Source organism: Halegenticoccus tardaugens, assembly GCF_004116405.1.
GTDB classification, from domain to species: Archaea; Halobacteriota; Halobacteria; order Halobacteriales; family Haloferacaceae; genus Halegenticoccus; species Halegenticoccus tardaugens.
In genome coordinates, this window is the sequence record NZ_SDIC01000001.1 from 405,251 (window position 1) to 429,841 (window position 24,591).

General features: G+C 68.8%; 23 protein-coding genes and 1 pseudogene. 16 read left to right on the top strand and 8 right to left on the bottom strand.

Going from position 1 to position 24,591, the window contains the following annotated elements; translation table 11 throughout:
* Positions 1-52: 52 nt before the first annotated feature.
* Positions 53-1,291 carry a hydroxymethylglutaryl-CoA reductase (NADPH) gene (gene hmgA / locus C3L37_RS02165; protein WP_129112973.1) on the top strand — a complete coding sequence of 413 codons (1,239 nt, stop codon included), beginning with the start codon at positions 53-55 and terminating at the stop codon, positions 1,289-1,291.
* A gap of 152 nt (positions 1,292-1,443) precedes the next feature.
* The gene (locus C3L37_RS25245; protein WP_267195296.1) at positions 1,444-1,572 is read left to right on the top strand and encodes a hypothetical protein; all 129 of its coding nucleotides are present in this window, start codon (positions 1,444-1,446) and stop codon (positions 1,570-1,572) included.
* A 19-nt stretch (positions 1,573-1,591) separates the two neighbouring features.
* Here C3L37_RS25245 and C3L37_RS02170 read toward each other — a convergent pair whose 3' ends face one another.
* Complete coding sequence (locus C3L37_RS02170) at positions 1,592-2,107, bottom strand: DUF5817 domain-containing protein (RefSeq protein ID WP_129112974.1); 516 nt, start codon at positions 2,105-2,107, stop codon at positions 1,592-1,594.
* A gap of 130 nt (positions 2,108-2,237) precedes the next feature.
* Between C3L37_RS02170 and C3L37_RS02175 the strand changes: the two genes are divergently transcribed.
* Both C3L37_RS02175 and C3L37_RS02180 read left to right on the top strand, forming a co-directional pair.
* The gene (locus C3L37_RS02175) at positions 2,238-3,038 is read left to right on the top strand and encodes a YihY/virulence factor BrkB family protein (RefSeq protein ID WP_129112975.1); all 801 of its coding nucleotides are present in this window, start codon (positions 2,238-2,240) and stop codon (positions 3,036-3,038) included.
* A gap of 68 nt (positions 3,039-3,106) precedes the next feature.
* Complete coding sequence (locus C3L37_RS02180) at positions 3,107-3,445, top strand: cupin domain-containing protein (RefSeq protein ID WP_129112976.1); 339 nt, start codon at positions 3,107-3,109, stop codon at positions 3,443-3,445.
* A 63-nt stretch (positions 3,446-3,508) separates the two neighbouring features.
* Here the strand turns inward: C3L37_RS02180 and yciH are convergent, their stop codons facing one another.
* Positions 3,509-3,799 (bottom strand): stress response translation initiation inhibitor YciH, encoded by a 291-nt coding sequence (yciH, locus tag C3L37_RS02185; protein WP_129112977.1) that lies wholly within the window; start codon positions 3,797-3,799, stop codon positions 3,509-3,511.
* Between the two features lie 205 nt (positions 3,800-4,004).
* Between yciH and C3L37_RS02190 the strand changes: the two genes are divergently transcribed.
* Together C3L37_RS02190 and C3L37_RS02195 are read left to right on the top strand one after the other, a co-directional pair.
* A complete protein-coding gene (locus C3L37_RS02190; RefSeq protein ID WP_129112978.1) occupies positions 4,005-4,826 on the top strand; it encodes an IS5 family transposase in 822 nt (273 codons plus the stop codon).
* A 267-nt stretch (positions 4,827-5,093) separates the two neighbouring features.
* On the top strand, positions 5,094-5,498 hold the full coding sequence (locus C3L37_RS02195; protein ID WP_129112979.1) for a DUF1801 domain-containing protein: 405 nt from the start codon (positions 5,094-5,096) through the stop codon (positions 5,496-5,498).
* A 599-nt stretch (positions 5,499-6,097) separates the two neighbouring features.
* Here the strand turns inward: C3L37_RS02195 and icd are convergent.
* Complete coding sequence (gene icd, locus C3L37_RS02200) at positions 6,098-7,360, bottom strand: isocitrate dehydrogenase (NADP(+)) (RefSeq protein ID WP_129112980.1); 1,263 nt, start codon at positions 7,358-7,360, stop codon at positions 6,098-6,100.
* A gap of 223 nt (positions 7,361-7,583) precedes the next feature.
* On the opposite strand from icd, the gene C3L37_RS02205 reads away from it, so the two are divergent.
* Entirely contained in the window at positions 7,584-8,537 is a 954-nt protein-coding gene (locus C3L37_RS02205; protein ID WP_129113390.1) for an isoaspartyl peptidase/L-asparaginase, read from the top strand.
* A 50-nt stretch (positions 8,538-8,587) separates the two neighbouring features.
* Here C3L37_RS02205 and ppk1 read toward each other — a convergent pair.
* Positions 8,588-11,659, bottom strand: a pseudogene (ppk1, locus tag C3L37_RS02210) (polyphosphate kinase 1).
* A gap of 217 nt (positions 11,660-11,876) precedes the next feature.
* Between ppk1 and map the strand changes: the two are divergent.
* Positions 11,877-12,767 carry a type II methionyl aminopeptidase gene (map, locus tag C3L37_RS02220; protein WP_129112982.1) on the top strand — a complete coding sequence of 297 codons (891 nt, stop codon included), beginning with the start codon at positions 11,877-11,879 and terminating at the stop codon, positions 12,765-12,767.
* Between the two features lie 80 nt (positions 12,768-12,847).
* On the opposite strand, the gene C3L37_RS02225 is transcribed toward map, so the two are convergent.
* Positions 12,848-13,048 carry a DUF7835 family putative zinc beta-ribbon protein gene (locus C3L37_RS02225; protein WP_129112983.1) on the bottom strand — a complete coding sequence of 67 codons (201 nt, stop codon included), beginning with the start codon at positions 13,046-13,048 and terminating at the stop codon, positions 12,848-12,850.
* Positions 13,049-13,284: 236 nt separating this feature from the next.
* Between C3L37_RS02225 and C3L37_RS02230 the strand changes: the two genes are divergently transcribed.
* Positions 13,285-13,818, top strand: coding sequence for an HIT family protein (locus tag C3L37_RS02230; RefSeq protein ID WP_129112984.1), 534 nt, complete (start codon positions 13,285-13,287; stop codon positions 13,816-13,818).
* Between the two features lie 94 nt (positions 13,819-13,912).
* Entirely contained in the window at positions 13,913-14,968 is a 1,056-nt protein-coding gene (locus C3L37_RS02235; protein WP_129112985.1) for a cation diffusion facilitator family transporter, read from the top strand.
* Between the two features lie 715 nt (positions 14,969-15,683).
* On the opposite strand, the gene C3L37_RS02245 is transcribed toward C3L37_RS02235, so the two are convergent.
* On the bottom strand, positions 15,684-16,934 hold the full coding sequence (locus tag C3L37_RS02245; protein ID WP_129112986.1) for a tRNA (N(6)-L-threonylcarbamoyladenosine(37)-C(2))-methylthiotransferase: 1,251 nt from the start codon (positions 16,932-16,934) through the stop codon (positions 15,684-15,686).
* 122 nt (positions 16,935-17,056) lie between these two features.
* Here C3L37_RS02245 and C3L37_RS02250 point away from each other — a divergent pair, with 122 nt between their 5' ends.
* Positions 17,057-18,304: an outer membrane protein assembly factor BamB family protein gene (locus C3L37_RS02250; protein ID WP_129112987.1), complete on the top strand. Its 1,248-nt coding sequence runs from the start codon at positions 17,057-17,059 to the stop codon at positions 18,302-18,304.
* 19 nt (positions 18,305-18,323) lie between these two features.
* On the opposite strand, the gene deoC is transcribed toward C3L37_RS02250, so the two are convergent.
* Positions 18,324-18,959 carry a deoxyribose-phosphate aldolase gene (gene deoC, locus C3L37_RS02255; protein WP_129112988.1) on the bottom strand — a complete coding sequence of 212 codons (636 nt, stop codon included), beginning with the start codon at positions 18,957-18,959 and terminating at the stop codon, positions 18,324-18,326.
* Positions 18,960-19,079: 120 nt separating this feature from the next.
* Here deoC and C3L37_RS02260 point away from each other — a divergent pair, with 120 nt between their 5' ends.
* The 3 genes from C3L37_RS02260 (at position 19,080) to C3L37_RS02270 (ending at position 21,409) form a co-directional block, all read left to right on the top strand.
* The gene (locus C3L37_RS02260) at positions 19,080-19,883 is read left to right on the top strand and encodes a DUF63 family protein (protein ID WP_129112989.1); all 804 of its coding nucleotides are present in this window, start codon (positions 19,080-19,082) and stop codon (positions 19,881-19,883) included.
* A gap of 92 nt (positions 19,884-19,975) precedes the next feature.
* Positions 19,976-20,842, top strand: a complete 867-nt coding sequence (locus C3L37_RS02265; RefSeq protein WP_129112990.1) for a carbohydrate kinase family protein — start codon at positions 19,976-19,978, stop codon at positions 20,840-20,842.
* Between the two features lie 42 nt (positions 20,843-20,884).
* On the top strand, positions 20,885-21,409 hold the full coding sequence (locus C3L37_RS02270) for a hypothetical protein (RefSeq protein ID WP_129112991.1): 525 nt from the start codon (positions 20,885-20,887) through the stop codon (positions 21,407-21,409).
* Between the two features lie 88 nt (positions 21,410-21,497).
* Here C3L37_RS02270 and C3L37_RS02275 read toward each other — a convergent pair whose 3' ends face one another.
* Positions 21,498-21,854 carry a toxin transporter gene (locus C3L37_RS02275; protein WP_129112992.1) on the bottom strand — a complete coding sequence of 119 codons (357 nt, stop codon included), beginning with the start codon at positions 21,852-21,854 and terminating at the stop codon, positions 21,498-21,500.
* A 502-nt stretch (positions 21,855-22,356) separates the two neighbouring features.
* Between C3L37_RS02275 and C3L37_RS02280 the strand changes: the two genes are divergently transcribed.
* Positions 22,357-23,085, top strand: a complete 729-nt coding sequence (locus C3L37_RS02280; protein WP_129112993.1) for a nucleoside phosphorylase — start codon at positions 22,357-22,359, stop codon at positions 23,083-23,085.
* Positions 23,086-23,103: 18 nt separating this feature from the next.
* A complete protein-coding gene (locus C3L37_RS02285; RefSeq protein ID WP_129112994.1) occupies positions 23,104-24,540 on the top strand; it encodes a universal stress protein in 1,437 nt (478 codons plus the stop codon).
* Positions 24,541-24,591: the final 51 nt, after the last annotated feature.

The window sequence follows — 24,591 nt, forward strand, 5'->3', positions numbered from 1 at the left end:
GCGGAGGCGCGGAACCGACAACCCTTAGCGACCGCCGGAACGACCGTCCGCCATGACCGACACCGCGGACTCCGACGCGCCGGACGCGGCCGAACTCGCAGAGCGCGTCCGCGACGGCGACGCCCCGTTCTACGACCTCGAAGCGCACGCGGACGCCGACACCGCGGCCGCCGCCCGACGACTGCTCGTCGAGGCGCACTCGGGCGCGGATCTCGACGCCGTCGGCGCGTACGGCTTCGACGCCGCCGCGGCGGACGCCGCCGTCGAGAACATGATCGGCGCGGCGCAGATCCCGATGGGCGTCGTCGGCCCCGTCGAGATCGACGGCGGCGCGCGCTCGGGCGAGCGGTACCTCCCGCTCGCGACGACCGAGGGGGCGCTCCTCGCCAGCGTCAACCGCGGCTGCTCCGTCATCGGGCGGGCCGGCGGCGCGACCGCGCGCGTGTTCAAATCGGGGATGACCCGGGCGCCGGCCTTCCGCGTCGCCGACGTCGCCGAGGCCGAGGCGCTGGTCGGGTGGGTTCGCGAGAACGAGGCCGACCTCGCCGCGGCGGCCGAGGCGACGACGAACCACGGCGAACTGCTCGACGTGACGACCTACGTCGTCGGCAACACCGTCTTCCTCCGGTTCCGCTACGACACGAAGGACGCGATGGGGATGAACATGGTCACGATCGCCACCGAGGCGGCCTGCGACCTCGTCGAGTCCGAGACGACCGCCTCGCTCGTCGCGCTCTCCGGGAACCTCTGCACCGACAAGAAGCCCGCCGCGATCAACGCGGTCGAGGGCCGGGGGCGGAGCGTCGCGGCCGACGCGACGCTCCCCCGGGAAGTCGTCGAGGAGCGCCTGCACACGACGCCGGAGGCGATCGCGGAGATCAACACCCGGAAGAACCTCGTCGGCAGCGCGAAGGCGGCGAGCCTCGGATTCAACGCACACGTCGCGAACGTCGTCGCCGCGATGTTCCTCGCGACCGGACAGGACGCCGCGCAGGTCGTCGAGGGGGCGAACGCGATCACGACGGCGGAGGTCGACCCCGACGGCGACCTCTACGTCTCCGTCTCGCTCGCGAGCCTCGAAGTCGGCACCGTCGGCGGCGGGACGAAGCTCCCGACGCAGGCCGCGGGTCTCGACGTGCTGGGCGTCCGCGGCGGCGGCGATCCCGCCGGCTCCAACGCCGACGCGCTCGCCGAGTGCGTCGCCGTCGGCGCGCTCGCCGGCGAACTCTCGCTGCTCGCGGCGCTCGGCTCGCGGCACCTGTCGAGCGCCCACGAGAGCCTCGGCCGGTAGCCCGTCGACCCGCCCTCGCCCGAGCGACCACCCCGTCGCGACCTCCCGGTTTCACTTTCACTTTCACCGCGCGGACAAGGCTCGATTTTAATCATACACGTCTCTTCGTGGAAAATGCGTCCGTCGGTGAGCACCTGCGGGCGCACCCACCCATGAGTCCCGACTGCCCCCCTCACGACACGCCGGAATCGCGCGCCTACCGGTGGCTGCGGTTGGTGAAGGCGCTGCTCGCGGTCGTCGTCTCGGCGCTGACCGTCGTCGAACTGCTGGGCGGGCTGTGACGCCGGACCCAGAGTGCCCCTAGAGGAGCCGATAGCGCCCTCGGCTCTCGCTCGCCTCGCCGCGGCGCACGAGCGCCGCGAGTAGGTCGCGGGCGGCGTCGGCCGGCACGTCGCGTTCCGTCGCGTACTCGACGACCTCCCCCTCGGTCGGCCGGTCGCCCTCGCGGAGGGCGTCCTCGACGATCTCGCGCCGCCCCCGAGCGCGGCCGCCAGAGACGTCCCCCGCGGCGGCGACCTCGTCGGCGTCGAGTCCCGCCCCTTCGAGGAACTCCCGGTCGTCGACTCCGACGTCGTCGAGCCGACCCTCCATCGCCGCCACGTCGTCGAGTTCCGAGAAGGCGTCGCCGTGACCGCTCTTTCTCGCGAGCATCGCCGCGCGGACCTGCCGCGCCTGCTCGCGGTCGTCCGACTCGAAGAACCGCCGGAGCTTCCGCGTCCGGTGCCGCTTGCCGCAGCGGGAACACCGCGCCGTTTCGCCGGGGTCGCTGAGCAGCCAGAGGTTGCCACAGTCGGTGCAGCCGACCACCGCGTACATGAACCTCCGTTGGTCGCTCCCGCGCTTGAATCTACTGTCCCGCTGCGGATCGCCCGGCTCTCCTGTCGGACGACGGCGACAAGCGTCTTGGTTCGACCGTCCGACACCGTCGCATGCGAAGTGACCCTCGATGACGCTGACCGAAACGATCGCGGCGGTCGTGCGGACCGCCCGCGACCGCGACGTCACCTTCATGGCGGCGGGGTTCGCCCACTACGCCTTCGCGTCGATCGTCCCGCTCCTGCTCGTCGCGCTCGCCGCCGCCTCGTTCGTCGGCGAGGGGCGGTTCGTCCGCGACCTCATCGCGGGCCTCGGATCGACGCTCACCCCCAGCGCGCGGCGGGTCCTCGTTCGGCTGCTGACCGCGACGAGCGGCCGGGCGGGCGCGGGGATCGTCGGCCTGATCGCGGCGCTGTGGAGCGGCTTGAAGGTCTTTCGCGGGCTCAAGATCGCGTTCGCGTCGGTGTACGACGCGGAGGCCGCGATCTCCCTGTCGGACCAGGTGCGCGACGGCGTCGTCGTCCTCAGCCTGATCGCCCTCGCGCTCGTCGCGATGACGCTGTCCGGGATCGTCGCTTCGTTCGTCGACCTCCCCGTCGCGCACCCGGCGCTCGCGAGCGCCGTCGTCCTCTTTTCGACGTTCGTGCTCGCGTTCCTGCCGATCTACTACGTCCTGCCGCCGGTGCCGGTGTCGCTCCGCGAGGTCCTCCCGGGGACCCTCTTCGCCGCCCTCGGCTGGCTGGTCCTGCAGTTCGGCTTCGCGCTCTACACGCGGGTCGCCGGCGAGTACGCCGCCTACGGTCTCCTCGGCGCGGTGCTCCTCTTCGTGACGTGGCTGTACGTCGGCGGAATCGTCCTGCTTCTCGGCGCCGTGGTCAACGCGGTGCTGGCGCGGGAGACGCCGCTGGCGACGCTCCGCGCGCCGCGGTAGTTCGTTCGCCCGCGGCGAGCAGTCCGCCCGGGGTGACCTTTATCGTCCCCGCCCGCGCTCGGACGCGCATGGAGCGCGTACCCACCGATGCGGTCGACTCGACGGAGGCGGTGTCCGGCGTCCACCTCTCGCAACTCGCCGCTGGCGAGCGGATGAGCGTCCAGCACTTCGTCATCGAACCCGGCGCGACGGTCCCGGAGCACAGCCACCACCACGAGCAGACGGGGTACATCGTCGAGGGGACGCTGACGTTCCTCGTCGACGGGGACGAAGTCCGCGTCGAGGCGGGCGACTCCTACGTGATCCCGGGCGAGGAACCGCACGCGGCGGAGAACCGGGGGGAGACGCCGGTGAAAGGCGTCGACATTTTCGGGCCGCCGCGAACGGATCCCGACTGGAAGGAGTAGACTATAAGAGGGCACGGGAAGAGGGCAGGGGAGCGCCGATCGACCCCGTCGGGCCGACGCGGTTCAGTCGACCTCGAACCCCATCTCTTCGAGCACGCCCGGCACGCGGTTTCGGTGGTCGCCCTGGAGCTCGACGGCGGTCTCCTCGACCGTCCCGCCGGTCGCGAGCTTGCGTTTCAGCTCCGATGCCACCTCGTCGATGTCGATGACGCTGGTCTCGAATCCCTCGACGATGGTCACGGGCTTGCCGTAGCGGCGTCGCTCGACGCGCACGGAGAGCCGCTGCTCCGCGCGGTCGAGGTCGGCCAGGGGGTCGAGGTCGTCGAAGTCGTCGAACGGATCGCCGTTTGTCACGACGTACCGTACGGGACGGACGGCAAAGAATGTGGTGCGAGCGTGCCGCCGGGGACCGCCGGGTACTCTCCCGCGAATCGTGCACTGGCGGGCGGACCTCACTTGTCGCGGGCGGTCGCCTCTCGTTATTTAACGACCGTAATTGATTATTCTGGCTCTGTTGGAATTTTCATGGAGTTACAGGTACGTCCGGTAGTGTGAGCGAATGCAGACCCTCCCGAAGTCGCGGTTACTTCGGTTCGTTGAGCAAGCATTCCACTTGGCCTCACGAGCTATCGCTCGTTACTCATCGAAGTTCTCGAAACGCCGGCACACACTTCAACAGCACATCGTCTTGCTCTGTCTCAAGATACGGAAGAATACGACGTACCGCGAGCTACTTGACGAGCTTATCGAGATGCCCCGGATTCGGAATGCCATCGATTTTGAGGAACTACTGTCTCCTTCGACGTTATGTAAGGCGTTCAATCGGCTCGATATGGCGGTTTGGCGTGTCCTGCTCAACCTCTCGGTTACACTTCTCCCGACCAACGGTGTCGTCGGGATCGACGCCTCCGGGTTCGACCGCAGTTACGCCTCAAAACACTACACGAAGCGAACGAAGTTGACGATTCAGCAGTTGAAAGTTACACTGCTCGTAGACACGAGAGCGAATGCGATCATTGATGTCCACGTAACGACGACCAGAAAACACGACTCGCAGATCGCGCCGTCACTCATCAGGCGCAATACCGGTGAGGTGGCGATTCTTCTCGGTGACAAAGGATACGACGACCGGAAGGTTCGGGCGTTAGCCTGTGAGGAGAATCTTCGTCCGCTTATCAAACACCGAGAGTTCTCGGCACTTCACAAGGCATGGAATGCTCGGCTGGACGCCGACCTTTACGGCCAACAGAGTCAGAACGAGACGGTAAACTCCCGTCTCAAGCGAAAATATGGGGCATTCGTGCGCTCACGACACTGGTGGAAGCAGTTTCGTGAGCTCGTTATCGACTGTCTCACTCACAATATCGAGAAGACACTCTGAACAGTGTGGGTATAGATCAACGATGAAGCGAACCAAGCCGTAACATCTCTGATTTTCGTTAGAAGCGCCATGACCGATACAGAGACTGTATGCAGCAGAGCGTTTTCTATAGATGGTGTGAGTGGCAAGCGGGCAACGAGACATGTCTGGCGTGAGCGAGTTCTCCATGGGAGCCAGGCTCAGCAGCGTCCCCACTAAGATGCAATTTCTATCGGTTGGGATTCTTGGCGTCCCAATCGTTAACCCGCATCCGACCTTCTATAGAGTATGGTGAAGAATGACCCGGCGAATGATGAGTCGCCCTCCGAAGAAATCGATGCGATAATCGAGGACTTGGACGACTGGAAAGGAGAGACCCTCTCCCAGGTTCGCAGTCTCATCAAAGAAGCCGACCCCGATGTCGTGGAAGAGGTGAAGTGGAAAAAGCCCTCGAACCCCGAGGGTGTGCCAGTCTGGTATCACGATGGCATCATCTGCAACGCTCAGGCGTTCAAGGAGAAAGTGAAAGTGACCTTCGAGAAGGGTGCCTCGATGGAAGACCCCGAAGGCCTGTTTAACGCAAGCCTCGATGCCAAGGTCAGCCGAGCTATCGACATCTACGAGGGTGATGAACTCGACGAAGCGGCATTCAAATCCCTCGTTCAAACCGCCGTGAGCCTGAACGAGTCCTAGCAGCACATCGCTCAGGTCGAATCAAACCATCGTTTGAGCACCCGCAGAGTTCACGCTCCGAAACTGTTTTTTTCGACACCCGGCCTGACCGATACACAGCGCGTATGCAGCACGCACGCAAAAATGTCTATCGAAACTGGTAGTTCCTTTAACAATCAGGTCGCCCACCTGCGGAACGGCCATTCTGGCGGGGAAAACGTCGAAGAAATAGGATTTCAACAAAGCCATTATTTTCTATGGTAGAGATAGCCGGATATGCGATTAAGAACGAGCGCGTTCAACTCGCGGTAGCAGTCGCTCTCACGTTCGGTCTCTTGGACTACTTCGTAATATCTCCGACTCGGGGCCCACTACTAGAGTTCGCAATTTCGGTATCCGTTACTGTAATTTCCTTTGTGACTGTTATTATTCTATCCACTAACAAGACCAAACCGTAGGTACAATCGGTAACCTCTGAGACTGGCGTTACTCTACGGCCGAGAATCCCCTCGCAGGGTCACGGGTCTCAGATCCCTCAGATTTCGAGATTCACGGATTCGTTTGCCTAGTGAAATCAGATCGAAAGAAGCAGATCCGTCGGCCGAACGGTCGAGGTCCGTCTACGCCAGCTTCTCGACGTTCTCGACGATCTTGTCGGCGAACTCGCTGGTGGCGAGCTTCTCGCCGCCGTCGATCTGCCGGTGGAGGTCGTAGGTGACCTCCTTCGAGGCGATCGTCTCCTCGACGGCGTCGCGGACGAGCGTCGCCGCGTCCTTCCAGCCGAGGTACTCGAGCATGATGCGGCCCGAGAGGATCATCGCCGTCGGGTTCACCTTGTCCTCGCCGGCGTACTTGGGCGCGGAGCCGTGGACGGGTTCGGCCAGACAGCGGCCGTCGCCGAAGTTCGCGCCGGGGGCGATGCCGAGGCCGCCGATCTGCGCGCCCGCCGCGTCGGACATGTAGTCGCCGTTGAGGTTCATCGTCGCGATCACGTCGTACTGGCCCGTGCGGGTGAGGAGCTGCTGGAGCATGTTGTCCGCGATGCGGTCCTTGACGACGAGCTTGTCCGCGGGCTGTTCACCGTCGTACTCGTCCCACAGCGCGTCCTCGGTGATGGTGACGTCGCCGTACTCCTCCTCGGCGAGTTCGTAGCCCCAGTCGCGGAACGCGCCCTCGGTGAACTTCATGATGTTGCCCTTGTGGACGAGCGTCACCGAGTCGCGGTCGTTCTCCAGCGCGTACTCGATCGCCTGCCGGACGAGCCGCTTGGTCCCGAACTCCGTGATCGGCTTGACGCCGATGCCGATGGGGCCGTCGTGCAGCTTGTCGCCGACGCCCATCTCCCCCGCGAGGAACTCCTTTACCTCCTCGACCTCGCCGGTGCCGGCCTCCCACTCGATGCCGGCGTAGACGTCCTCCGTGTTCTCGCGGAAGAACACCATGTCCATCGCTTCGGGGTTCTTCACGGGCGAGGGGACGCCGTCGATGTGGTAGGTCGGTCGGACGTTCGCGTACAGGTCGAGCTTCTGGCGGAGGGCGACGTTCAGCGAGCGAAAGCCCGCGCCGACGGGCGTGGTGAGCGGGCCCTTGATGGCGACGCGGAACTCGCGGATGGCGTCGACGGTGTCGTCGGGGAGGTTCTCGCCGTACTCGTCGCGGGCGGACGCGCCGGCGTAGACGCGCATCCAGCTGATCGAGCGACCGGTCGCCTCGGCGGCGGCCTCGAGGACCTTCTGGGCGGCGGGGCCGACGTCGGTGCCGATGCCGTCGCCGTGGATGATCGGGATGATCGGCTGCTCCGGGACGTCGAGCTTCCCGGTCTCCTCGTCGGCGAGCGTGATCTTCTCCCCCTCCGAAGGGACCTCGACCTTGTCGTAGCTCATGAACGTTCGGTGGTTTCCCGAGCAGCCTAAAATGCCTGCCGTTCTCCGCCGCGAGTCGCAAATGTCGCCGGGAGACCGGCCCGTCAGCACGTCGCACGACCGCCGGGCGTCCGGCTTCGACCAGCGCGGTTGGGTCGAGGCGCGGTTGGATCGAGGCGCGGTTCGACCGAGGCGCGCTCGGACCGACACGCAGATGTGCCGCACGCGCGACGCGTCGAGTGCCATGCACGTCATCGTCCACGGGGGCGCGGGGGGCGTCCCCGACGACCCCGGACCCAGACAGGCCGTCCTCGACGCGGCGGCCGCGCGCGGCACCGAGGCGGCGACGCCGCTCGACGCCGTCGAGGCGGCCGTGAACGTACTCGAATCGGACGAACGGTTCAACGCGGGCGTCGGCGGCGCGGTCCAGTCGGACGGCGTCGTCCGGACCGACGCCGGGATCATGACCAGCGACCGCGCGGTCGGCGCGGCGGCCGGCATGCCGGGCGTCGAACGCGCCGTCTCGGTCGCCCGCGTCGTCATGGAGGAGACGCCGCACGTCCTCGTCGCGGGGGAGCGGGCCGTCGACCTCGCCGCCGACTTCGGCGTCGAAACCGGCGTCGACCTGCTGACGGCGCGGAGCCGCGAGCGGTGGGAGGAGGCGAACCCGCCGTCGGAGGCGGGCGAGTCCCCACCGAGGGCCCACCTCGCGTGGCTCCGCGACCGGTGGGGCGACCACGACGCGGGTGAGGGCGACTCCGTCGACCGCGACGGAGGTGATGGCGTCGACCGCGCCGACCGCGGCGCGGGAACGCTCGACCACACCGATCACGACACGGTCGGGGCGGTGGCGAGCGACGGGGAGACGTTCGCGGCGGCGACCTCGACGGGCGGGCGCTGGTTCGCGCTCGCCGGCCGCGTCGGCGACGTGCCGCAGGTCGGCTCGGGCTTCTACTGCGCTCCGGCGGGGGGAGCGAGCGCGACCGGCTTCGGCGAGGACATCGCCCGCGTCACCCTCTCGCGCCGCGCCGTCTCGCTCCTCGAACGGGGACTCGACGCGGAAACGGCGGCTCACGTAGCGATCGAGGAGTTCGGCGAACTCACCGGGTCGGAGGCGGGGCTGATCGTGCTCGACGCCGACGGCGCGGGGAGCGCCTACAACAGCGACGGGATGCAGACCGCGGTCGCGCGGTCCTGAGCGGAGGTGGAAAACGGGCGGCGATGCCGGGGTGACCCGTCTCGACCGCGCTACGAACCCTCGGTGAACACGTCGCCGAGGTCGACGGACGGTTCGCGTCGTCCCTCGGCGCGAAGCGGCTGCGGCTCCTCCGCCGGTGCGCTCGCCCTCGTCCGTTCCATCAACCGCTCGTGGGCGTTTCTGACCGGCTCGTCGTTCGTCGGACGCACCTGCTCGTAGCGTCCGTCTGGACGCATCACCCACCGTTTGCGGTTGTCCGAGAGCATCGCGTCGAGGATCGTCCGCAGTTCCTCGCGGAGCGCCCCGCCCTCGACCGGCGCGACCGCCTCGACCCGGCGGTCGAGGTTCCGGGTCATCCAGTCGGCGGAGCCGACGTAGTACGCCGGGTCGCCGTCGTTGTGGAAGTAGAAGATCCGCGAGTGTTCGAGAAAGCGGCCGACGACGCTGTGGACGGAGACGGTGTCGCTCACGCCCTCCAGCCCCGGCCGGAGCCGACAGATGCCGCGGACCAGGAGGTCGATCTCGACGCCCGCGATCGACGCCTCGTACAGTTCGCGGACGATCGCCGGGTCCTCCAGCGCGTTCATCTTCGCGACGATCCGCCCCTCCTTCCCCTCGCGGGCGTGTTCCGCCTCCCGCCGGATGAGGTCCGTGAACCGCCCGCGCATGTTCTCGGGGGCGACGAGGAGTTTTCTGTACCGCTCGTGCAGCGAGTGGCCGGTGAAGAAGTTGAACAGCTTCACGAGGTCCTGTCCGACGTCGCGGTCCGCGGTCAGGAGTCCGAGGTCGACGTACGTCTTCGCCGTTTCGGAGTGGTAGTTTCCGGTGGCGACGTGCGAGTACAGCCGCACGTCCTCGCCCTCCTCGCGGACGACGAGCGCGGTCTTGCTGTGGGTCTTCAGCCCGATCGTCCCGTAGGCGACGTGGATCCCCTCCTCCTCCAGCCGTTTCACCCACCGGAGGTTGTTCTCCTCGTCGAACCGCGCCTTCACCTCGACCATCACCGCGACCTGTTTCCCGTTCTTCGCCGCCTCGATCAGACTCTCTATCACCTGCGAGTCGCTGGCGGTGCGGTAGATCGCCGCCTTTATCGCGAGCACGTCCGGATCGCTCGCGGCGGCGTCGAGGAACGCCTGCACGGTGTTCGAAAACGAGTGGTACGGGTGGTGGACGAGCACGTCGTCGCGAGCGATCTCCGCGAACAGCTCCGCCGGGCGGTCGGAGTCGAGCCCCGCAAAGCGCGGGTGGACCTGCGGCGTCCACGGGTCGAGCCGCAGGTCCGGCCGATCGAGCCCCGTGAGGTCCACGAAGCCGCGGTAGTCGAGCGGACCGTCGAGTTCGAACACTTCCCGCTCGTCGACGCCCAACTGCTCCGTCAGGAGCGCCCGCGCCCGCTCGGGCATGTCCGCGGCGACTTCCAGCCGGACGACGGTGGCGAAGCGGCGCTGGCGGAGCACGTCCTCGATCATCTCGATCAGCCCCTCCGCGACCTCCTCGTTGCGCCGGACCTCCGCGTTGCGCGTCACGCGGAACAGCGACGCGTCGAGCACCTCGACGTTCGGAAAGAGCAGATCGAGGTTCGCCTCGACGACCTCCTCCAGGGGGACGAACGTCGCCTCGCACCCGTCGGCGGTCGCTCCGTTCCCACCGATCGTCCGGTTCTCGTCGGCCTCCCCGTTCCTCCCGTCGACCGCGCCGTTCCCCGCAGCCGCACTCTCCTCTCCGTCGACGCGAACCAGCCGCGGGCGGTTCTTGGGGATCTTCACGCGCGAGAATTTCACCTCGTCGTCCGGCCCCTCGCGCGTCAGCACGCCGAGCGAGAGGCTCAGGTTCGAGATGAAGGGAAACGGGTGCGCCGGGTCGAACGTGAGGGGCGTGAGCGTCGGCAGCACCGAGCCCTCGAAGTACTCCCTGAGGCGCGTTCGCTCCGCCCCGCTCAGGTCGTCGTGTTCGACGACGCGGATTCCCGCCTGGGCGAGCCGCGGGCCGGAGTTCCTCGCGGTAGCAGCGAGCCTGCGTCTCGAACAGCTCGTGCGCCTCGACCAGGATCTCCCGCCACTGCTCTGTCGGCGTCCGGCCGTCCGCGGTGAGCTCGGTGACGCCGGCGTCCATCTGCTGTTTCAGCCCGCCCACGCGCTTCATGAAGAACTCGTCCATGTTCGTCGTGAAGATGGCGAGGAACTTCGCGCGCTCTAAGAGCGGGTTGCGGTCGTCGAGCGCCTCGTGGAGCACCCGACGCTGAAACGCCAGCTCGCTCAGCTCGCGGTTCAGGTAGTACGTCGGATCGTCGAGGTCGGGCGTCCTCCCCTCGCCGGCGTCCGCGTCCCCGCCGGTCGTCTCCTCGTCGATCTTCGCCTCGTCGATCTTCGCCTCTCCACCGTTTACCGCATCCTCGTCGTGGCTCACGCTCGTCCTCCGGTCCGTCATCGAACCGTCGCCGTCCGCGGTGTGACGATCTTCGACTCCTTTCTGTCCTGGACGGTCCGCCCCGCGTCGACGGCGACGAACTCGTCGCCGTACCAGTCGTAGGCGGTCAGTTGGCCGCCGTACACGCATCCGGTGTCGAGTCCGAGCGCGTGCTCGTGCACCGCCGGCCGCGCCATCACGGTGTGTCCGAAGAACACGCGCTCTGGCCCGGTGTAGCGCTCGAACCAGAACGGTCGATCGTAGCTCCCGTCCGGCGCGAGCGAGCGCGTGTTCTGGAGGTCGTCGATCGAGTGCGCCGAGAGGGGTTTTCGCGGGTCGACGCCGCCGTGGACGACGAGCGCCCCGTCCCACGAGATCGCGACCGGGAGCGACCGGATCCACGCCACGTCCTCGTCTGTGAGATCCGGGACGGTCTTCTCGCCGCGGAGGACCTTCTCCTCGTTGTTCCCACGGACGGACACCATGTTCGGCGACTCGCGGACGAGTTCCGCGACCCCGTGGTTGTCCGGCCCCTTCCGGATCAGGTCGCCGACGAACGCGACGAGGTCGTCATCGCCGGGGTCGAGTTCCGAGAGGAGCGATCGAAGCGCAGCCAGACAGCCGTGGACGTCGCCGACGACGTACACGTCGTCCCAGCGGTCGACGTCGACGCGCAGGTGGTGTGGCTCGACGGTGTCGTTGAAGCGGACGGTCATTGAGTTCTGTCCGTCGGCGAGGTACGGTAGTCGGGAAATAAACGGTTACTAAGAGAGATATACGGCGCTATATATCACTACGTAACCGAGGCCGGCCGTCCCCGACCGCCGTTTCGTCCCCGACCGTCCGCCGTTGCGTCCTCGGACGACCGCCGTCTCGGCCGCCGACGGTCGAATGTCGCAATCTCTTTGGCGCGATCGGACGAAGCACCCGGGCATGAGCATCGGACCCCTCGACGACGAGGTCGTCGGGAAGTATCGGGAGGCCGGCGAGGTCCTCCGGACCGTACTGGACGAAACCGCAGAACTGATCGAACCGGGGGTGACGCACCTCGAAGTCGCGGAGCACGCGGAGTCGCGGATCCGCGAGCTCGCGGACGGCTGCGCGTTCCCGGCGAACATCAGCGTCGACGAGGAGGCGTCGCACGCGACGCCCGCCGCGGACGACGACGCAAAGTTCGGCGAGGAGATGGTCTGTCTCGACCTCGGCGTCCACGTGGACGGGTACATCGCCGACGCGGCGGTGACGGTCGACCACTCCGGCAACGACGAACTCGTCGAGGCCGCGGAGCAGGCGCTGGAGGCGGCGATCGACGCCGTCGGGCCGGGCGTCGAAACCGGCGAGATCGGGGCGGAGATCGAGGACGTCATCCGCGGGTACGGCTACACGCCGGTGCTCAACCTCTCCGGGCACGGCGTCGAACGGTACGACGCGCACACCGGCCCGAGCGTTCCGAACCGCGGGACCGAACGCGGGGTCGAATTGACGGTCGGCGACGTGGTCGCCATCGAACCGTTCGCGACCGACGGCCGCGGCAAGGTGAGCGAGGGGAGCAAAGAGGAGATCTACGAACTCGTGAACGAGCGGTCGGTCCGCAACCGCGGGGCGCGGCAGGTACTCGAAACGGTCTCTTCGGAGTTTCGGACGCTCCCGTTCGCCGCCCGGTGGCTCGACGGCCCGCGGACGGAGATGGCGCTCCGTCGCCTGAAACAGCAGGACGTCCTCCGCGGGTACCCCGTGCTGAAGGAGGAAGCGGGCCGCCTCGTCAGCCAGGCGGAACACACCGTCATCGTCACCGAGGACGGCTGCGAGATCACGACGCTGTGACCTCCGCGGCCCCCTTCGCTCGATCGACGGCCGCGGCTCGGCGGGGCAAAACGGAACGAATCGGTACGCAGCGGTCGCCTTCAGGCGTTGTTCATGCGCTGGATCGTTTCGCTACCGCACTCCATGCAGACCGCGACGCGGTAGGGCTCTCGGGAAAACTCCGCGTTCTCCTTTTTCGAACTCTCGGTCCGTAGTTCCACCCGCACCTTGTGTAACGTCTCACCACAGCACTCCGAACACGGTTCGGTGACTCCATCAAGGTCGGATGGTTGTGTTGCCATAGTATCGATTCAACCGGCGGCCGATAGAATAAAGACCGATATCTGTTCCACACCATTTCGACAGTTCATCGGACGTTTTCGGGCGTCTGAGGCCGCGAAGCGCAGGAATATACAAGCCAGTCTTAGGTTCGACATACGGATCGTTGTTTCCGTTCAATCCGCGGTTATACCCCTCCTAAGCCCGGAAATCCGCGCTCGGAGACAAACGATAAGCGGGTGGGACGTCACGGGTCGATATGGAGCAGATCTTCGCCCCGTGGCGGATCGAGTGGGTCGAGCGCGAAGGCGACGGCGGCGACGGCTGCCCGTTCTGTACCCTTCCGGAGCGGGAGAACGACCGCGAGGCCCGAATCGTGGCCCGGAGCGACCGCTGCTTCGTGCTGCTGAACAACTACCCGTACAACCCCGGGCACGCGATGGTGATCCCGCGGCGGCACACGGGCGAGTACGCCGAGCTTTCCGACGCGACCCTCCTCGATCACGCGCGACTGAAAGGGCGCACGTTCGCCGCGATCTCCGAAGCCCTCTCCCCTGACGGGTTCAACGCCGGGTTAAACCTCGGCGGGGCGGCCGGCGGCTCGATCGGCGACCACCTGCACACCCACGTCGTGCCGCGGTGGGACGGCGACACGAACTTCATGCCGGTCGTCGGCGACACGAAGGTCGTCGTCGAGGCGCTCGACGACACCTACCGACGGCTCCACGAGGCATTCGCGTCGCAGGAGGGCGCGGTCGTTCCGGGACCCGACCGAGCCGTCCGTTTCGATTGAGGTCACCTTCCGGCCGAGGTCGGCGCGCCCGACGGCTCGCGCGCGGCGGACGCGGCCCGAAGGGCCTTTGGAGGCCGCCGGCGAACCGCCGTTGATGGAGCGGAAAGCGGCCGTCAGGCGGATCGGGGTGGCGGTGCTCGGGATCAACCTCCTCCTGATGGTCGGCAAGGGCGCGGTGTGGGCTTCGACGGGGAGCCTCGCGGTCGGTTCCGAAGCGGTCAACAGCCTCACGGACTCCGCGTACAGCCTCATCGTCCTCGCGGGGCTGTACCTCACGACCCGACCGCCGGACTTCGAGCACCCCCACGGTCACGAGCGCATCGAGCCGTTCGTCTCGCTCTTCGTCGCGGCGGGCGTGTTCGCCGCCGGCGGCGCGGTTCTCTGGCGGTCGGCGACGACCGTCCTCTCGGGGAACGTCGCCGCCGGCGGATCGAGTCCCGTGGCCGTCGCCGTGCTCGTCGCGACCGCCGTCGCGAAGTACCTCCTGTATCGGTACTGCCTGCGCGTCGGGAGGGCGCACAACTCGCCGGCGGTCGTCGCGACCGCGGTCGACAACCGAAACGACATCCTCACGGCGACCGCCGCGCTGGTGGGCGTGATCGGGGCGGGCGTCGGCTACCCCCTGTTGGACCCGCTCGCCGCCGGCGTCGTCTCGTTCGGCATCCTCTACACCGGCGTCGAGATCGTCCGCGACAACGTGAACTACCTCGTGGGCGCCGCCCCGCCCGAGTCGCTCAGGGCGGAGATCGTCCGACGCGCGCTCTCGCACCCCGACGTGATGGGCGCGCACGACGTCGTCGCCCACTACGTCGGCCCGGAGATCGACGTGAGCCTCCACATCGAGGTCGAGGGGGCCATGACGCTGCTGGAGGCCCACGCGATAGAGACGGCGGTCGTCCGATCGGTGCAGGAGATCGACGCCGTCGACGACGTGTTCGTCCACGTCGATCCCCGGGAGCTCGGCGAGTGGAAGGCGGACGAGGAGACCGATCGGCTCGCGGACTACGCTGCCCCGACGGAGGAGGCGGGGGGCGACGACGCGGTCGAAGGCGACGACGCGAGCGCGGGACTCGAATCGGAAGCGGACGACGCGACCGCCGGCCACGCATCGAGATCCGACGACGCCGACGTCGGCCCCGCAACGAAGTGAACCGCCGCCTCGCTCTCTCGCCCCACCACGATCATGCGGACCCACCCCAACTCGGGAATCCTGACCGCCGCCTTCGCCACGATCCAGCCTGATCGGACGGGCGGCGAAATTTCGACTGCCTGATCGTAGTAGCCGTTCGCGTCGCCCTTGGTGACGTACCCGCCGTGCGGGGCCGGGCAGTTCCGAAGCTCGTCGCAGCCGTCGACGCCGGGCGGGAGGTACGACTCGTTCGCCCGTTCGTACCAGTTCTCGCCCCGCTCGACGCGGAAGTGCGCCCGGTGGATGATCGGCGGCCCCGGCCTCGGGGGATCGAAGACGATGACGTCGCCCGGCGCGCCGAACCGTCGGTAGCCGTCCGCGGCGCGTACCGTCACGACGCCCGGGTCGCTGGCCGCCGAGACGGTCCCGTGGCCCGGCGCGGTGACGACCACGAGGTCGCCGGTTCCGATGTTCGGCTCCATGCTCCCGCTCTCGACCGCGAGAAGCGGCGGCCAGACGCCGCTCGTGACGACGACCGCGACCGCGACGACGGCGGCGAGAACCAGCAGACGCAGGAGCCAACGGGCTGACCGTCGGTCGTCCGACATGGACCTCCGTACATCGACGCTCCGTTAGTAGGTTCGCGTCGTTCTCAGGTCGCGAAAGCCCGACGACGCCGTCGTGACGGTCTCTACGACTGTCTGCCCGATCGACCGAACGCGCATCGCCGCGACAGTCAGGCCGGTCGACCGAAGGCGTACACGGTCTGGTGACCCGTCACCTCCACGTCGAGGAAGTCGCCCGGTTCGAGGCCGTACTCGGAGGCGTTCTGGACGACGATCCCCCGGTACGCGCCGTCGCGGCACTTCACCGAGTCGCCGGTCCCCTCCTCGACGACGAGCACCTCGCGCGTCGTGCCGACCATCCCCTCGTACGCCTCGCCGACGAGATCCATCTTCAGCGCCGACATCTCCTTCGAGCGCTCCTTTTTGATCGCGCCGTTGAGCCCCTTCAGTTTCGCCGCGTCCGTCCCCGGACGCTTCGAAAAGCGGGTGACGTTGATCTTCTCGGGACGGACCTCCCGCATGAGCGCCATGCTCTGGGCGTGGTCGCGGTCCGTCTCGGTTGGGAAGCCGACGATGAAGTCGGTCGAGAGCGTCCACTCGTCGAGGCGGGCGTCGAACGTCTCGACGACCTCGACGAACTCGCGCACCTGGTGCTGCCGGCGCATGTCGCCGAGCACGTCGTTCGACCCCGACTGGACCGGCGCGTGGATGAAGTTGTACAGCTTCTCGTTCTCGGCGAACACCTCGGCGAGTTCCTCGCGGATGCCGTGGATCCCCTTCGGGTTCGCCATTCCGACGCGCACGCGGAAGTCGCCCTCGATCTCGCAGATCCGGTCGAGAAGCACGTGGAGCGTTCGCTCGCCTTCGTCCCAGCCGTAGACGCCGGTGTCCTGTCCGGTGATCCGGAGCTCCTTCGCGCCGGCGTGGACGAGTGCGCGCGCCTTGCGGACGTTCTCCTCGACCGGCGGCGAATCGATCTTCCCGGTCGCCTTCTTCGTGATGCAGTACGAGCAGTCGCTCATGCAGCCGCGGGCGATGGGGAGGATGCCGACGACGCCGTCGAGCACCGGCTCCGTGTCCGGCGTGACCGTCGGACACTCGCCGTTCATCGCGGCCGTCGGCACCTCGTCCCAGTGGAGCACCTCGGCGTCGACGCCCGCCTTCCTGAACTCCTCGCCCTGCGCGAGCGCCATGCAGCCGGTGACGATGAGGTCCGCCGTCTCCCCCTCCAGTTCCTTCGCCCGGCGGATCATGTTTCGCTCCGTCTTCTCGACGACCGTGCACGTGTTGAGGATGGCCACGTCGGCGTCCTCGGGCCCGTTCGCGGGGTGGTGGCCGCCGTCGCGGAGCGCCCGCTCTATCTGACGGCTCTCACCCCGGTTCGCCGTACATCCGTACGTCTCGATGTGGTATCGGGCCATTCGACTGTCGGACGGTAGCGGGTCCGCGGGCAAAAGCGCGACGATCCGGCGGACGCATCCGAACGCGGGAGGACCGCCGCGGTCCAGAAGGCATATCGGGGTCCCCGCCGCAAGGGCGTACGATGCCCTCCAGACGGCAACTGCTCGGGGCGCTCGGCGCGGCCGGTCTCGCGGGATTCGCCGGCTGTTCGGACGACCAGTCGACACCGACGACGGAGACGGGAACGGACGACGACAACGCGATGAACGGCGGCACCGCCGACAATACGACGGCGAGCGACGCCGTCGGCGACGAGTCCGGCGACTGGCCGATGCCGGCCTTCGACGGCGGGGCGACGGGCTACGATCCCGACCACGTCGGCCCCCGGGCGGGCGTCCGGGAGCGGTGGAGCGAGGAGATCGAGTGGCCGGTCGGCCGCCCCATCGTCGCCGACGGACGGGTCTACGTCCCGACGACGGAGTCGCTGTACGCGTTCGCCGTCGACAACGGGGTGACAGAGTGGGTCGCCGACAGCTCGGGCGGCTGGTGGACCACCGCCCCGGCGTTCGACGACGGCCGGCTCTACGTGGGAGTGACCGGCGAGAACCGCGTCCTCGCGCTCGACGCGGAGTCGGGCGACGAACTGTGGGACGTGGAGACGACCGGCTCCGTCGGCGCTGCGCCCGTCCCCAGCCACGGGGGACGGTGGGTCTTCGCCGGCGACACCGACGGCGGCGTCTACCGGATCGACGCCGAGACCGGCGAGGTCGACTGGGAGGCGGAGACGTTCACCGGCGTGACCACGCTCGTCGACGTCGGGACGGTCTACGCGGGCACCGAGGGCGGCGAGGTGTACGCGCTGTCGGAGTCCGACGGTGAGGGCCTGTGGCGGCAGAAGCTCCCCGGGTCCATCCGGGCCGTCGCGGCCGACGGCGGCGGGGTCTACGCCAGCACCTTCGGCGGCACGGTGCACGGGCTCGCCGGCAACGCCCGCGCGGGCGCGATCGAGTGGACGGACTCGGAGGGGGTCGTCGCCCACGGGGCGCTCGTGCTCACCGGTGACGCGGTGTTCGGCGCGGACGGGGGCGGCCTCGAAGCGATCGACCGAAAGACGGGAGAACGACGATGGCGGGTGAAAGGCGAGTTCCGAAGCGCCCCGGCGGCCGCCGGCGACACGCTGTACGTCGGCAGCGACGCCGGCGAGGTGCTCGCCTTCGCGCTTGACGGGGGCCTCGGCGTCGACGACGTTCGGGTCCGGGCGAAGCGGTGGTCCCACCCCGTCGACGGCCCGGTCAGAAACGGGTTCGCCGTCGCCGACGGCGCGGTCTTCGCGCTCACCGTCGGCGGCGACGGCACGAAGCCGACGGCGTACGCGCTCGAAACGGCGTGAGGACGCGAGCGCGAACTCGTTACTCCGGGAACCCCTCGACGATCTCGACGCCGCTCGACGCGCCGATCCGCTCGGCCCCGGCGTCGAGCATCGCCACCGCCTCCTCGTAACTTCCGATCCCGCCGCTGGCTTTCACGGGCAGGTACTCGCGCATGAGTTCGACGTCCGCGACCGTCGCGCCGCCGTCGGCGAAGCCGGTCGACGTCTTGACGAACGCCGCGCCGGCGCCGACCGCCGCCTCGCAGGCCCGACGTTTCTCCCCCTCGGTGAGGAGCGCCGTCTCGACGATAACCTTCACCGGGATCGGCACGGCCGCGACGACCTCCGAGAGGTCCCGCTCGACGCGCTCGTCCTCGCCGGCTTTCAGCCGGCCGACGTGTATCACCGCGTCGAGTTCGTCCGCGCCCGCCTCCCACGCGTCGACGGCCTCGGCTCGCTTGGCCGCGGTGCTGTGCTGCCCGTGGGGGAAGCCGACGACCGTCGCGAGGGTCGCGTCCGGCGCGCGCGCGGCCGCCTCCGAGACGTAACACGGCGGGACGCAGGCGTTCATGCCGTACGCTTCGGCCTCGTCGACGACGCGTTCGACGTCGGTCGGCGTCGTCTCGGGGCCGAGCACCGTGTGGTCGATCCGTGCGGCGAACTCCGTTCTGTCCATGCGCGCCCCCTCGCCGCGTGGGTGCAAAAGTACCGCGAAACGCGGCGTGCGGAGGGATCGAATCGGGAGCGCGGCGGATCGATCGCAAGGCTTTCCCGCCGCGCCGACGCGGCATCGCCCATGCAGGTCCTCCCGGAGGGGTTCGCGCTGCCGCCCGCGCCGTACCTCCTCGCGCTGGCGGTCGGACTCGGCGCGGTCGGCTGGGCGTTCCTCCGACGGCGACCGGCGGTCACCGACCGGCAGGTGCTCGCGCTCGCCCCGTGGATGGGCGTCGGCGCGTGCCTGCACGTCCTCTACGTGCTCGACGCGCTGCCGGCGGCGGTCAGACCGCTCGCGGGGACGCCGTCGGTGTACCTCACGGTCGCGGTCGTCGCCGGCGCGACGTGGCTCGCCGCGGACGTCGCCGCCGACGGCGCGCGGCTCCTCGCCGGCGTCGGGACGCTGGCGCTGCTCGCGGCGCTTTCGGGCGCGCTGCTCGTCGGCGCGGCGCGAGGGACGCTCCACCCGCTCTGGCCCGGACTCGGGCTGGTCGCGTCGCTCGCGCTCGCCGCGGTCGTCTGGGTCGGGCTGACGCGCGCTCGGCCGGGGGTGGCGATCACGGGCGGCGCGGGCGCGCTGGCGGTGTTCGCCCACGTCCTCGACGGCGTCTCGACGGCCGTCGGGATCGACGTCCTCGGATTCGGCGAGCGGACGCCCCTCTCGAAGGTCATCATCGACCTCGCCGCGACGCTGCCGACGGCCGACCTGCTCGGCGCGGGGTGGCTGTTCGTCCTCGTGAAGGTCGGCGTCGCCGCCGTCGTCGTCGCCCTCATGGCCGACTACGTCCGGGAGGAGCCGACGGAGGGGTTTCTCCTGCTCGCGCTCGTCGCGGCGGTCGGCCTCGGGCCGGGCGTCCACAACCTCGTCCTCTTTTCGGTCGCCTGATCGGCGTTCGTCCCCTGTCCCTTTTTCGCCGCCCCGCCCACGGCCGCTCGCCGACTGGCGGTTTTTTGCCGCCGGACGGCGACGGACCGAGCATGCCTCGCGTCATTTGCGCCGGCCACGTCAACTGGGACGTCACCCTCCACGTCGACCGCCTGCCGGAGCCGGACGGCGAAGCGGTCATCGAGTCGCAGACCGGCGACGGGGGCGGCAGCGCGGCGAACGTCGCCTGCGGACTGGCGGGGCTGGAGGTCCCCGTCGCGCTCCTCGGAAGCGTCGGCGAGGACGACCACGGGGAGTCCGCGCGGGCGGAACTGCTCGACGCCGGGGTCGACTGCGGGACGCTCCAGACCGTCCCCGGCGGCGAGACGGCGGTGAAGTACCTCGTCGTCGCGGCCGACGGCGGCGTGTTCGTGCTCGGCCGCGACGGCGCGAACGAGGCGTTCACGGCCGGACATCTGCCGGAGCCGACGCTCGCGTCGGCCGACCACCTCCACCTCACGAGCCAGCGCCCGGACACGGCCGCGCGCCTGGCCGTCCGCGCGGCGGAGGCGGGCGTGACGGTGAGCTTCGATCCCGGGCGTCGGCTCGGCGACCGGGACTTCTCCGGGGCGCTCTCGCGCGCGGACCTCGTCTTCCTCAACGACCGCGAGGCGGCGACGGCGCTCGGCGACGCGCTCGACCCCGCGGATCGGACGCTCGTGTTGAAACACGGGCCGCGGGGCGCGGAGGTCAGAACGGAAGCGGCGACGCACACGCACCCGGGCTTCGCGGTCGAGACGGTCGACACGACCGGCGCGGGCGACGCGTTCGCGACGGGTTTCATCGCGGCTCGGCTCCGCGGCGACGGGTTCGACGGGGCGCTCGCGGTCGCGAACGCCTGCGGCGCGCTCGCCGCCGGCACGAGGGGATCGCGAACGGCGCTCGACTGGAAGCGCGTGCGAGACGTGCTCTCGCACTGATCGCCCGCAGACTTATTCCGCTGGACCGACTGATCAGTGACAATGAATCCGGGCACAGTCTTTCAACTGGCGTCCCCGGCGCTCTCTTTCGTCGCGGATCTGGGCGTCGGGGCGCTCGCGGGATTCGTCGCGGCGCTGGCACTGGCGCTGCCGGTTCGGCGACGGTCGTCGCAGACGTTCGCCCCGGCGTACGTCGCCGCCTCCGTGCTCCGGCGAAAGAAACCCGACGAGATCGGTCTCCGGGACGCGAGCGTCGCCCATCACGGCGCGGGCGCGCTCGCCGGCGCGCTCTACGGCGTCGCGTTTTCGGCGTTCTCGGTTCTCGTGCCGGGGCTGGGCCGCGTCGACGGCGTCGCGGGCGTCGCCGTTCTACCGCACCTGCTCGCCGTCGCCGTCGCCGTCCTGTCCGGATACGCCGCGTTCGCGTACCTGGTGCTCCCGCGGGCGGGAAGCGCCATCTACGAGGAGCAATCGACCGCGGTGCGCGGACAGTGGCTCCGGACGTCGCTCGTGTTCGGTGCGACGCTCACCGTGGTCGCGCCGTTCGTCTGGTCGAGCGCCGCGTGAACCGCTCCCGCGAGCGTCGAAGCGGACGAGCCGTCGGCTCGTCGGTCGTCGAACGTTCGAAAAAGGGGGAGACGAAGCGGTCGTCCGATCAGGCGTCGGCTTCCTGGTCCTGCTCGGCGACGTTCACAGCGGTTGCGCTCGCTTCCTGGTTGTTGTAGTTCGCCTGGTAGCTGCTCTGGTCAGCGTCCGTGTCCTGGTCGCCGTCGTTGTACACAGCAGCGTTCCCGGCGACCTGGGTGTTCCTGTTATCCTGGTCGACGTCCTGGTACTGGTTCACCTCGGCGTCAGCGTCCTGGTCGAGGTCCTGGTCCTGGTCGATCTCGGTCTTGTCGCCGAACTTCTCCTTTTTCCACTTGTCCCAGTCCTTGTGATCCGCCGCCGCCGATCCCGCGAATACGGTGCTAACGACCACGAGGGCCATCAGGATGCGAAGTGCCTTTTTCATGATGTATCACGGGCAGAAACGCCCGCGAGGAGCTCCACTCCACGGAACCGCCGCGCCGTGGAACCGGACTGACTCCGCGCGGACGCTCGTTGCCCAGTCGAGGCTGTCGACCGAGCCCGTATTCAACACCGATAATCGTATCATCCTGAACACGTGAATTTTACCGAGGTACTGCCGACCTGACGACGACTGTTTCCGGGTGAACGATTCCCACCGATCAATCGCCCCACTCGACGGCGGTGAACGGTCGAATCGGTTTCGCGCGAACGGCCGCCGCGACTGAAACAATCCGGTTTCGAATCGTGTGATACTGACGGGAGCGGCCGTCGGGTCCTCCCCGCGGCGGGGTTATCCGACGCGACGTCCCGCTCGGCGGGATCAACGTCGAATTGGACGACCGTCCACCGTGAAACGATCGACGGATCGGAACGACCCGCCAGTGCCCCGCGGGGTACGTTCGATCAACCGCGTCGTTTTTCTCCGTGACGCGAGAGACGACGGTATGGCCAAACAGCCCCACCTGCTCGTCGAGGAAGGCGACGTGAACGAGATCGCGCTCGTTCCCGGCGACCCCGGACGCGTCGACCGCATCGCGGCGCAGTGCGAGAACGCGACGGAGGTCGCGCGGAACCGCGAGTACAAGGTCGTCGACGCGACGTACGAAGGCGTCCCGCTCACGATCTGTTCGACCGGCATCGGCGGCCCCTCCGCCGCGATCGCGCTCGAAGAGCTCTCGCGCGTCGGCGTCGAGACCGCGATCCGCGTCGGGACCGCCGGCGCGCTGCAGGCCGACGTCGAGATCGGCGACATGGTCGTCGCGACCGGCGCGGCGAAGGAGGAGGGCACCTCGAAGCGCTACGAGCCCGCGATCTACCCGGCCGTCCCGAGCTTCGACGCGTTGACCGCGCTCGTCGACGCCGCCGAGGCGAGAAACGAGTCGGTCCACGTCGGCCCCATCGTCAGCGACGACGCGTTCTACAACGAGACGGACGAGTACGTCGACCGCTGGGAGGCCTCGAACCTGCTCGCCATCGAGATGGAGGCGGCGACGCTGTTCGCGCTCGCCCGGCGCAAGGGGCTTCGATCCGGGGCGATCTGCACGGTCGACGGGAACCTCGTGAAGGGCACCCAGAAGGGCGCGGACGGGGACGAGGAGCTGCCGGAGAAGGCGAAGAACAACGTCGAGCGCGCCATCGCCATCGCGCTCGACGCCGTCACGCGTATCGCGTAGGCGTCCGACGAACCGCCGATGCTCGACCGGCTCGAAGCGCGCGCGACCGATCTCCTCCGACGCCTCCGGCGGCTCGAACGCCGAGAGGTCGCTGAGTTCCGACGCTGGGCGGAGAACACGAACAACCTGCTCCACCTCATGATCCTGTTCGTCGTCCCGCCGCTCATCGCGCTCGTGACGCTGCTCGCGAACGCGCTCGAAGAGCTGTCGTTTCTCCTCTTCCCCCCGCTGGCGGCCGGCGCGTACACGCTCTTTGCCGACCCGGAGGGGCGGTACGCCTCGCCGTGGAAGTTCGTCGCCGGCCTGACGCTCGGCGCGGCCTGCGGCTGGCTCGCCGAGATTCTCGTGGGGACGGCGGCCGCCGGACTCGCGGACGGAACGGCGATCGTCGCCGGCGTCAGCCCCCTGAGCGCCGCCGTCAGCGTCTTCCTGACCGGGGGCCTGACGTGGGCGTTCGGCGTCGAGGAGCCGGCGGCGTTCTCGACGGCGCTTTTGGTGCTCCTCACGGACACCGCGGACCCCGGCGCGTACGTCGCGAGCGTCGCCCTCTCCGGCGCGTTCGTCGCCGCCGCCTTTACCGTCTGGCGATCCCGGATCTACCAGCGGCGTGCGCGCTACCTCTACGGGACGATCCAGGGCGACGACCACGTGCTCGTGCCCGTGCGCGGCGGCGCGGCGGAGATCACGGCGCTGTTCGGCGCTCGGCTCGCGGCCGCACACGAGGCCGGAAAGGTGGTCCTCCTCGGGCTGGTCGACGCCGACGACCCGCCGGTCGAAGAGGAGACGACCCGGCGGGCGGCCGCGACCGTCGCGTCGGAACTCGAAGCGCGGGCGTCGACCATCCGGACCCGCGTCGGCGTCCCCTGCGAGGTCGTCGTCGCGAGCGGCGATCCCGGCACCGCGGCGGTCAGGACGGCGACGAGGACGAACTGCGACCTCGTCGTGACGCCCTACGAGGAGGAGCGCGGCCTCCTCGCCGACTCGGTGCGCGCCGTCTTCGCCGGGCCGACGGACGCCGTCGCCTTCCGGTCTTCGACCGGCAAGCGGCGCTGGCGGCGGATCCTCGTCACCGTCTCGCGCCCCGGCGACTCGGCGCACGCCATGATCGACTTCGCGACGCGGCTCGCCGGTCCCGCCGGCACCGTCAGCGTCTGCACCTGCATCGACCGCGAAGTCGAGCGCCGTCCCGCCGAACGGCGGCTGGCGAACCTCGTCGAGACCGTCGGCGAAAACGTCGAGACGGCCGGCGGCAACGTCGAAACGAGGGTCGCCCGCGCGACGATCGAGGCGTTCATCGGCGCCAACGCTGGGTCGTACGACCTCCTGATACTGGGATCGAGCCGCGACCGGAGCGCCGCTTCGCGGTTCGTCTCGCCGCCGACGTTCGAGCGCCTCCGCGACGTGGAGTGCGACGTCGCCGTCGTCGACCGCGGCCGGCGACCCGGCGGAAGCTGATCCGGCACCGACGACGTCCCTTCCGTCGCGACGACGATCGTCGCCCTCCCG

Coding starts and splice junctions, on each gene's coding strand:
- hmgA (WP_129112973.1), top strand. CDS start 53: ATGACCGACACCGCGGACTCCGACGCGCCGGACGCGGCCGAACTCGCA.
- C3L37_RS25245 (WP_267195296.1), top strand. CDS start 1,444: ATGAGTCCCGACTGCCCCCCTCACGACACGCCGGAATCGCGCGCCTAC.
- C3L37_RS02170 (WP_129112974.1), bottom strand. CDS start 2,107: ATGTACGCGGTGGTCGGCTGCACCGACTGTGGCAACCTCTGGCTGCTC.
- C3L37_RS02175 (WP_129112975.1), top strand. CDS start 2,238: ATGACGCTGACCGAAACGATCGCGGCGGTCGTGCGGACCGCCCGCGAC.
- C3L37_RS02180 (WP_129112976.1), top strand. CDS start 3,107: ATGGAGCGCGTACCCACCGATGCGGTCGACTCGACGGAGGCGGTGTCC.
- C3L37_RS02190 (WP_129112978.1), top strand. CDS start 4,005: ATGCAGACCCTCCCGAAGTCGCGGTTACTTCGGTTCGTTGAGCAAGCA.
- C3L37_RS02195 (WP_129112979.1), top strand. CDS start 5,094: ATGGTGAAGAATGACCCGGCGAATGATGAGTCGCCCTCCGAAGAAATC.
- icd (WP_129112980.1), bottom strand. CDS start 7,360: ATGAGCTACGACAAGGTCGAGGTCCCTTCGGAGGGGGAGAAGATCACG.
- C3L37_RS02205 (WP_129113390.1), top strand. CDS start 7,584: ATGCACGTCATCGTCCACGGGGGCGCGGGGGGCGTCCCCGACGACCCC.
- map (WP_129112982.1), top strand. CDS start 11,877: ATGAGCATCGGACCCCTCGACGACGAGGTCGTCGGGAAGTATCGGGAG.
- C3L37_RS02225 (WP_129112983.1), bottom strand. CDS start 13,048: ATGGCAACACAACCATCCGACCTTGATGGAGTCACCGAACCGTGTTCG.
- C3L37_RS02230 (WP_129112984.1), top strand. CDS start 13,285: ATGGAGCAGATCTTCGCCCCGTGGCGGATCGAGTGGGTCGAGCGCGAA.
- C3L37_RS02235 (WP_129112985.1), top strand. CDS start 13,913: ATGGAGCGGAAAGCGGCCGTCAGGCGGATCGGGGTGGCGGTGCTCGGG.
- C3L37_RS02245 (WP_129112986.1), bottom strand. CDS start 16,934: ATGGCCCGATACCACATCGAGACGTACGGATGTACGGCGAACCGGGGT.
- C3L37_RS02250 (WP_129112987.1), top strand. CDS start 17,057: ATGCCCTCCAGACGGCAACTGCTCGGGGCGCTCGGCGCGGCCGGTCTC.
- deoC (WP_129112988.1), bottom strand. CDS start 18,959: ATGGACAGAACGGAGTTCGCCGCACGGATCGACCACACGGTGCTCGGC.
- C3L37_RS02260 (WP_129112989.1), top strand. CDS start 19,080: ATGCAGGTCCTCCCGGAGGGGTTCGCGCTGCCGCCCGCGCCGTACCTC.
- C3L37_RS02265 (WP_129112990.1), top strand. CDS start 19,976: ATGCCTCGCGTCATTTGCGCCGGCCACGTCAACTGGGACGTCACCCTC.
- C3L37_RS02270 (WP_129112991.1), top strand. CDS start 20,885: ATGAATCCGGGCACAGTCTTTCAACTGGCGTCCCCGGCGCTCTCTTTC.
- C3L37_RS02275 (WP_129112992.1), bottom strand. CDS start 21,854: ATGAAAAAGGCACTTCGCATCCTGATGGCCCTCGTGGTCGTTAGCACC.
- C3L37_RS02280 (WP_129112993.1), top strand. CDS start 22,357: ATGGCCAAACAGCCCCACCTGCTCGTCGAGGAAGGCGACGTGAACGAG.
- C3L37_RS02285 (WP_129112994.1), top strand. CDS start 23,104: ATGCTCGACCGGCTCGAAGCGCGCGCGACCGATCTCCTCCGACGCCTC.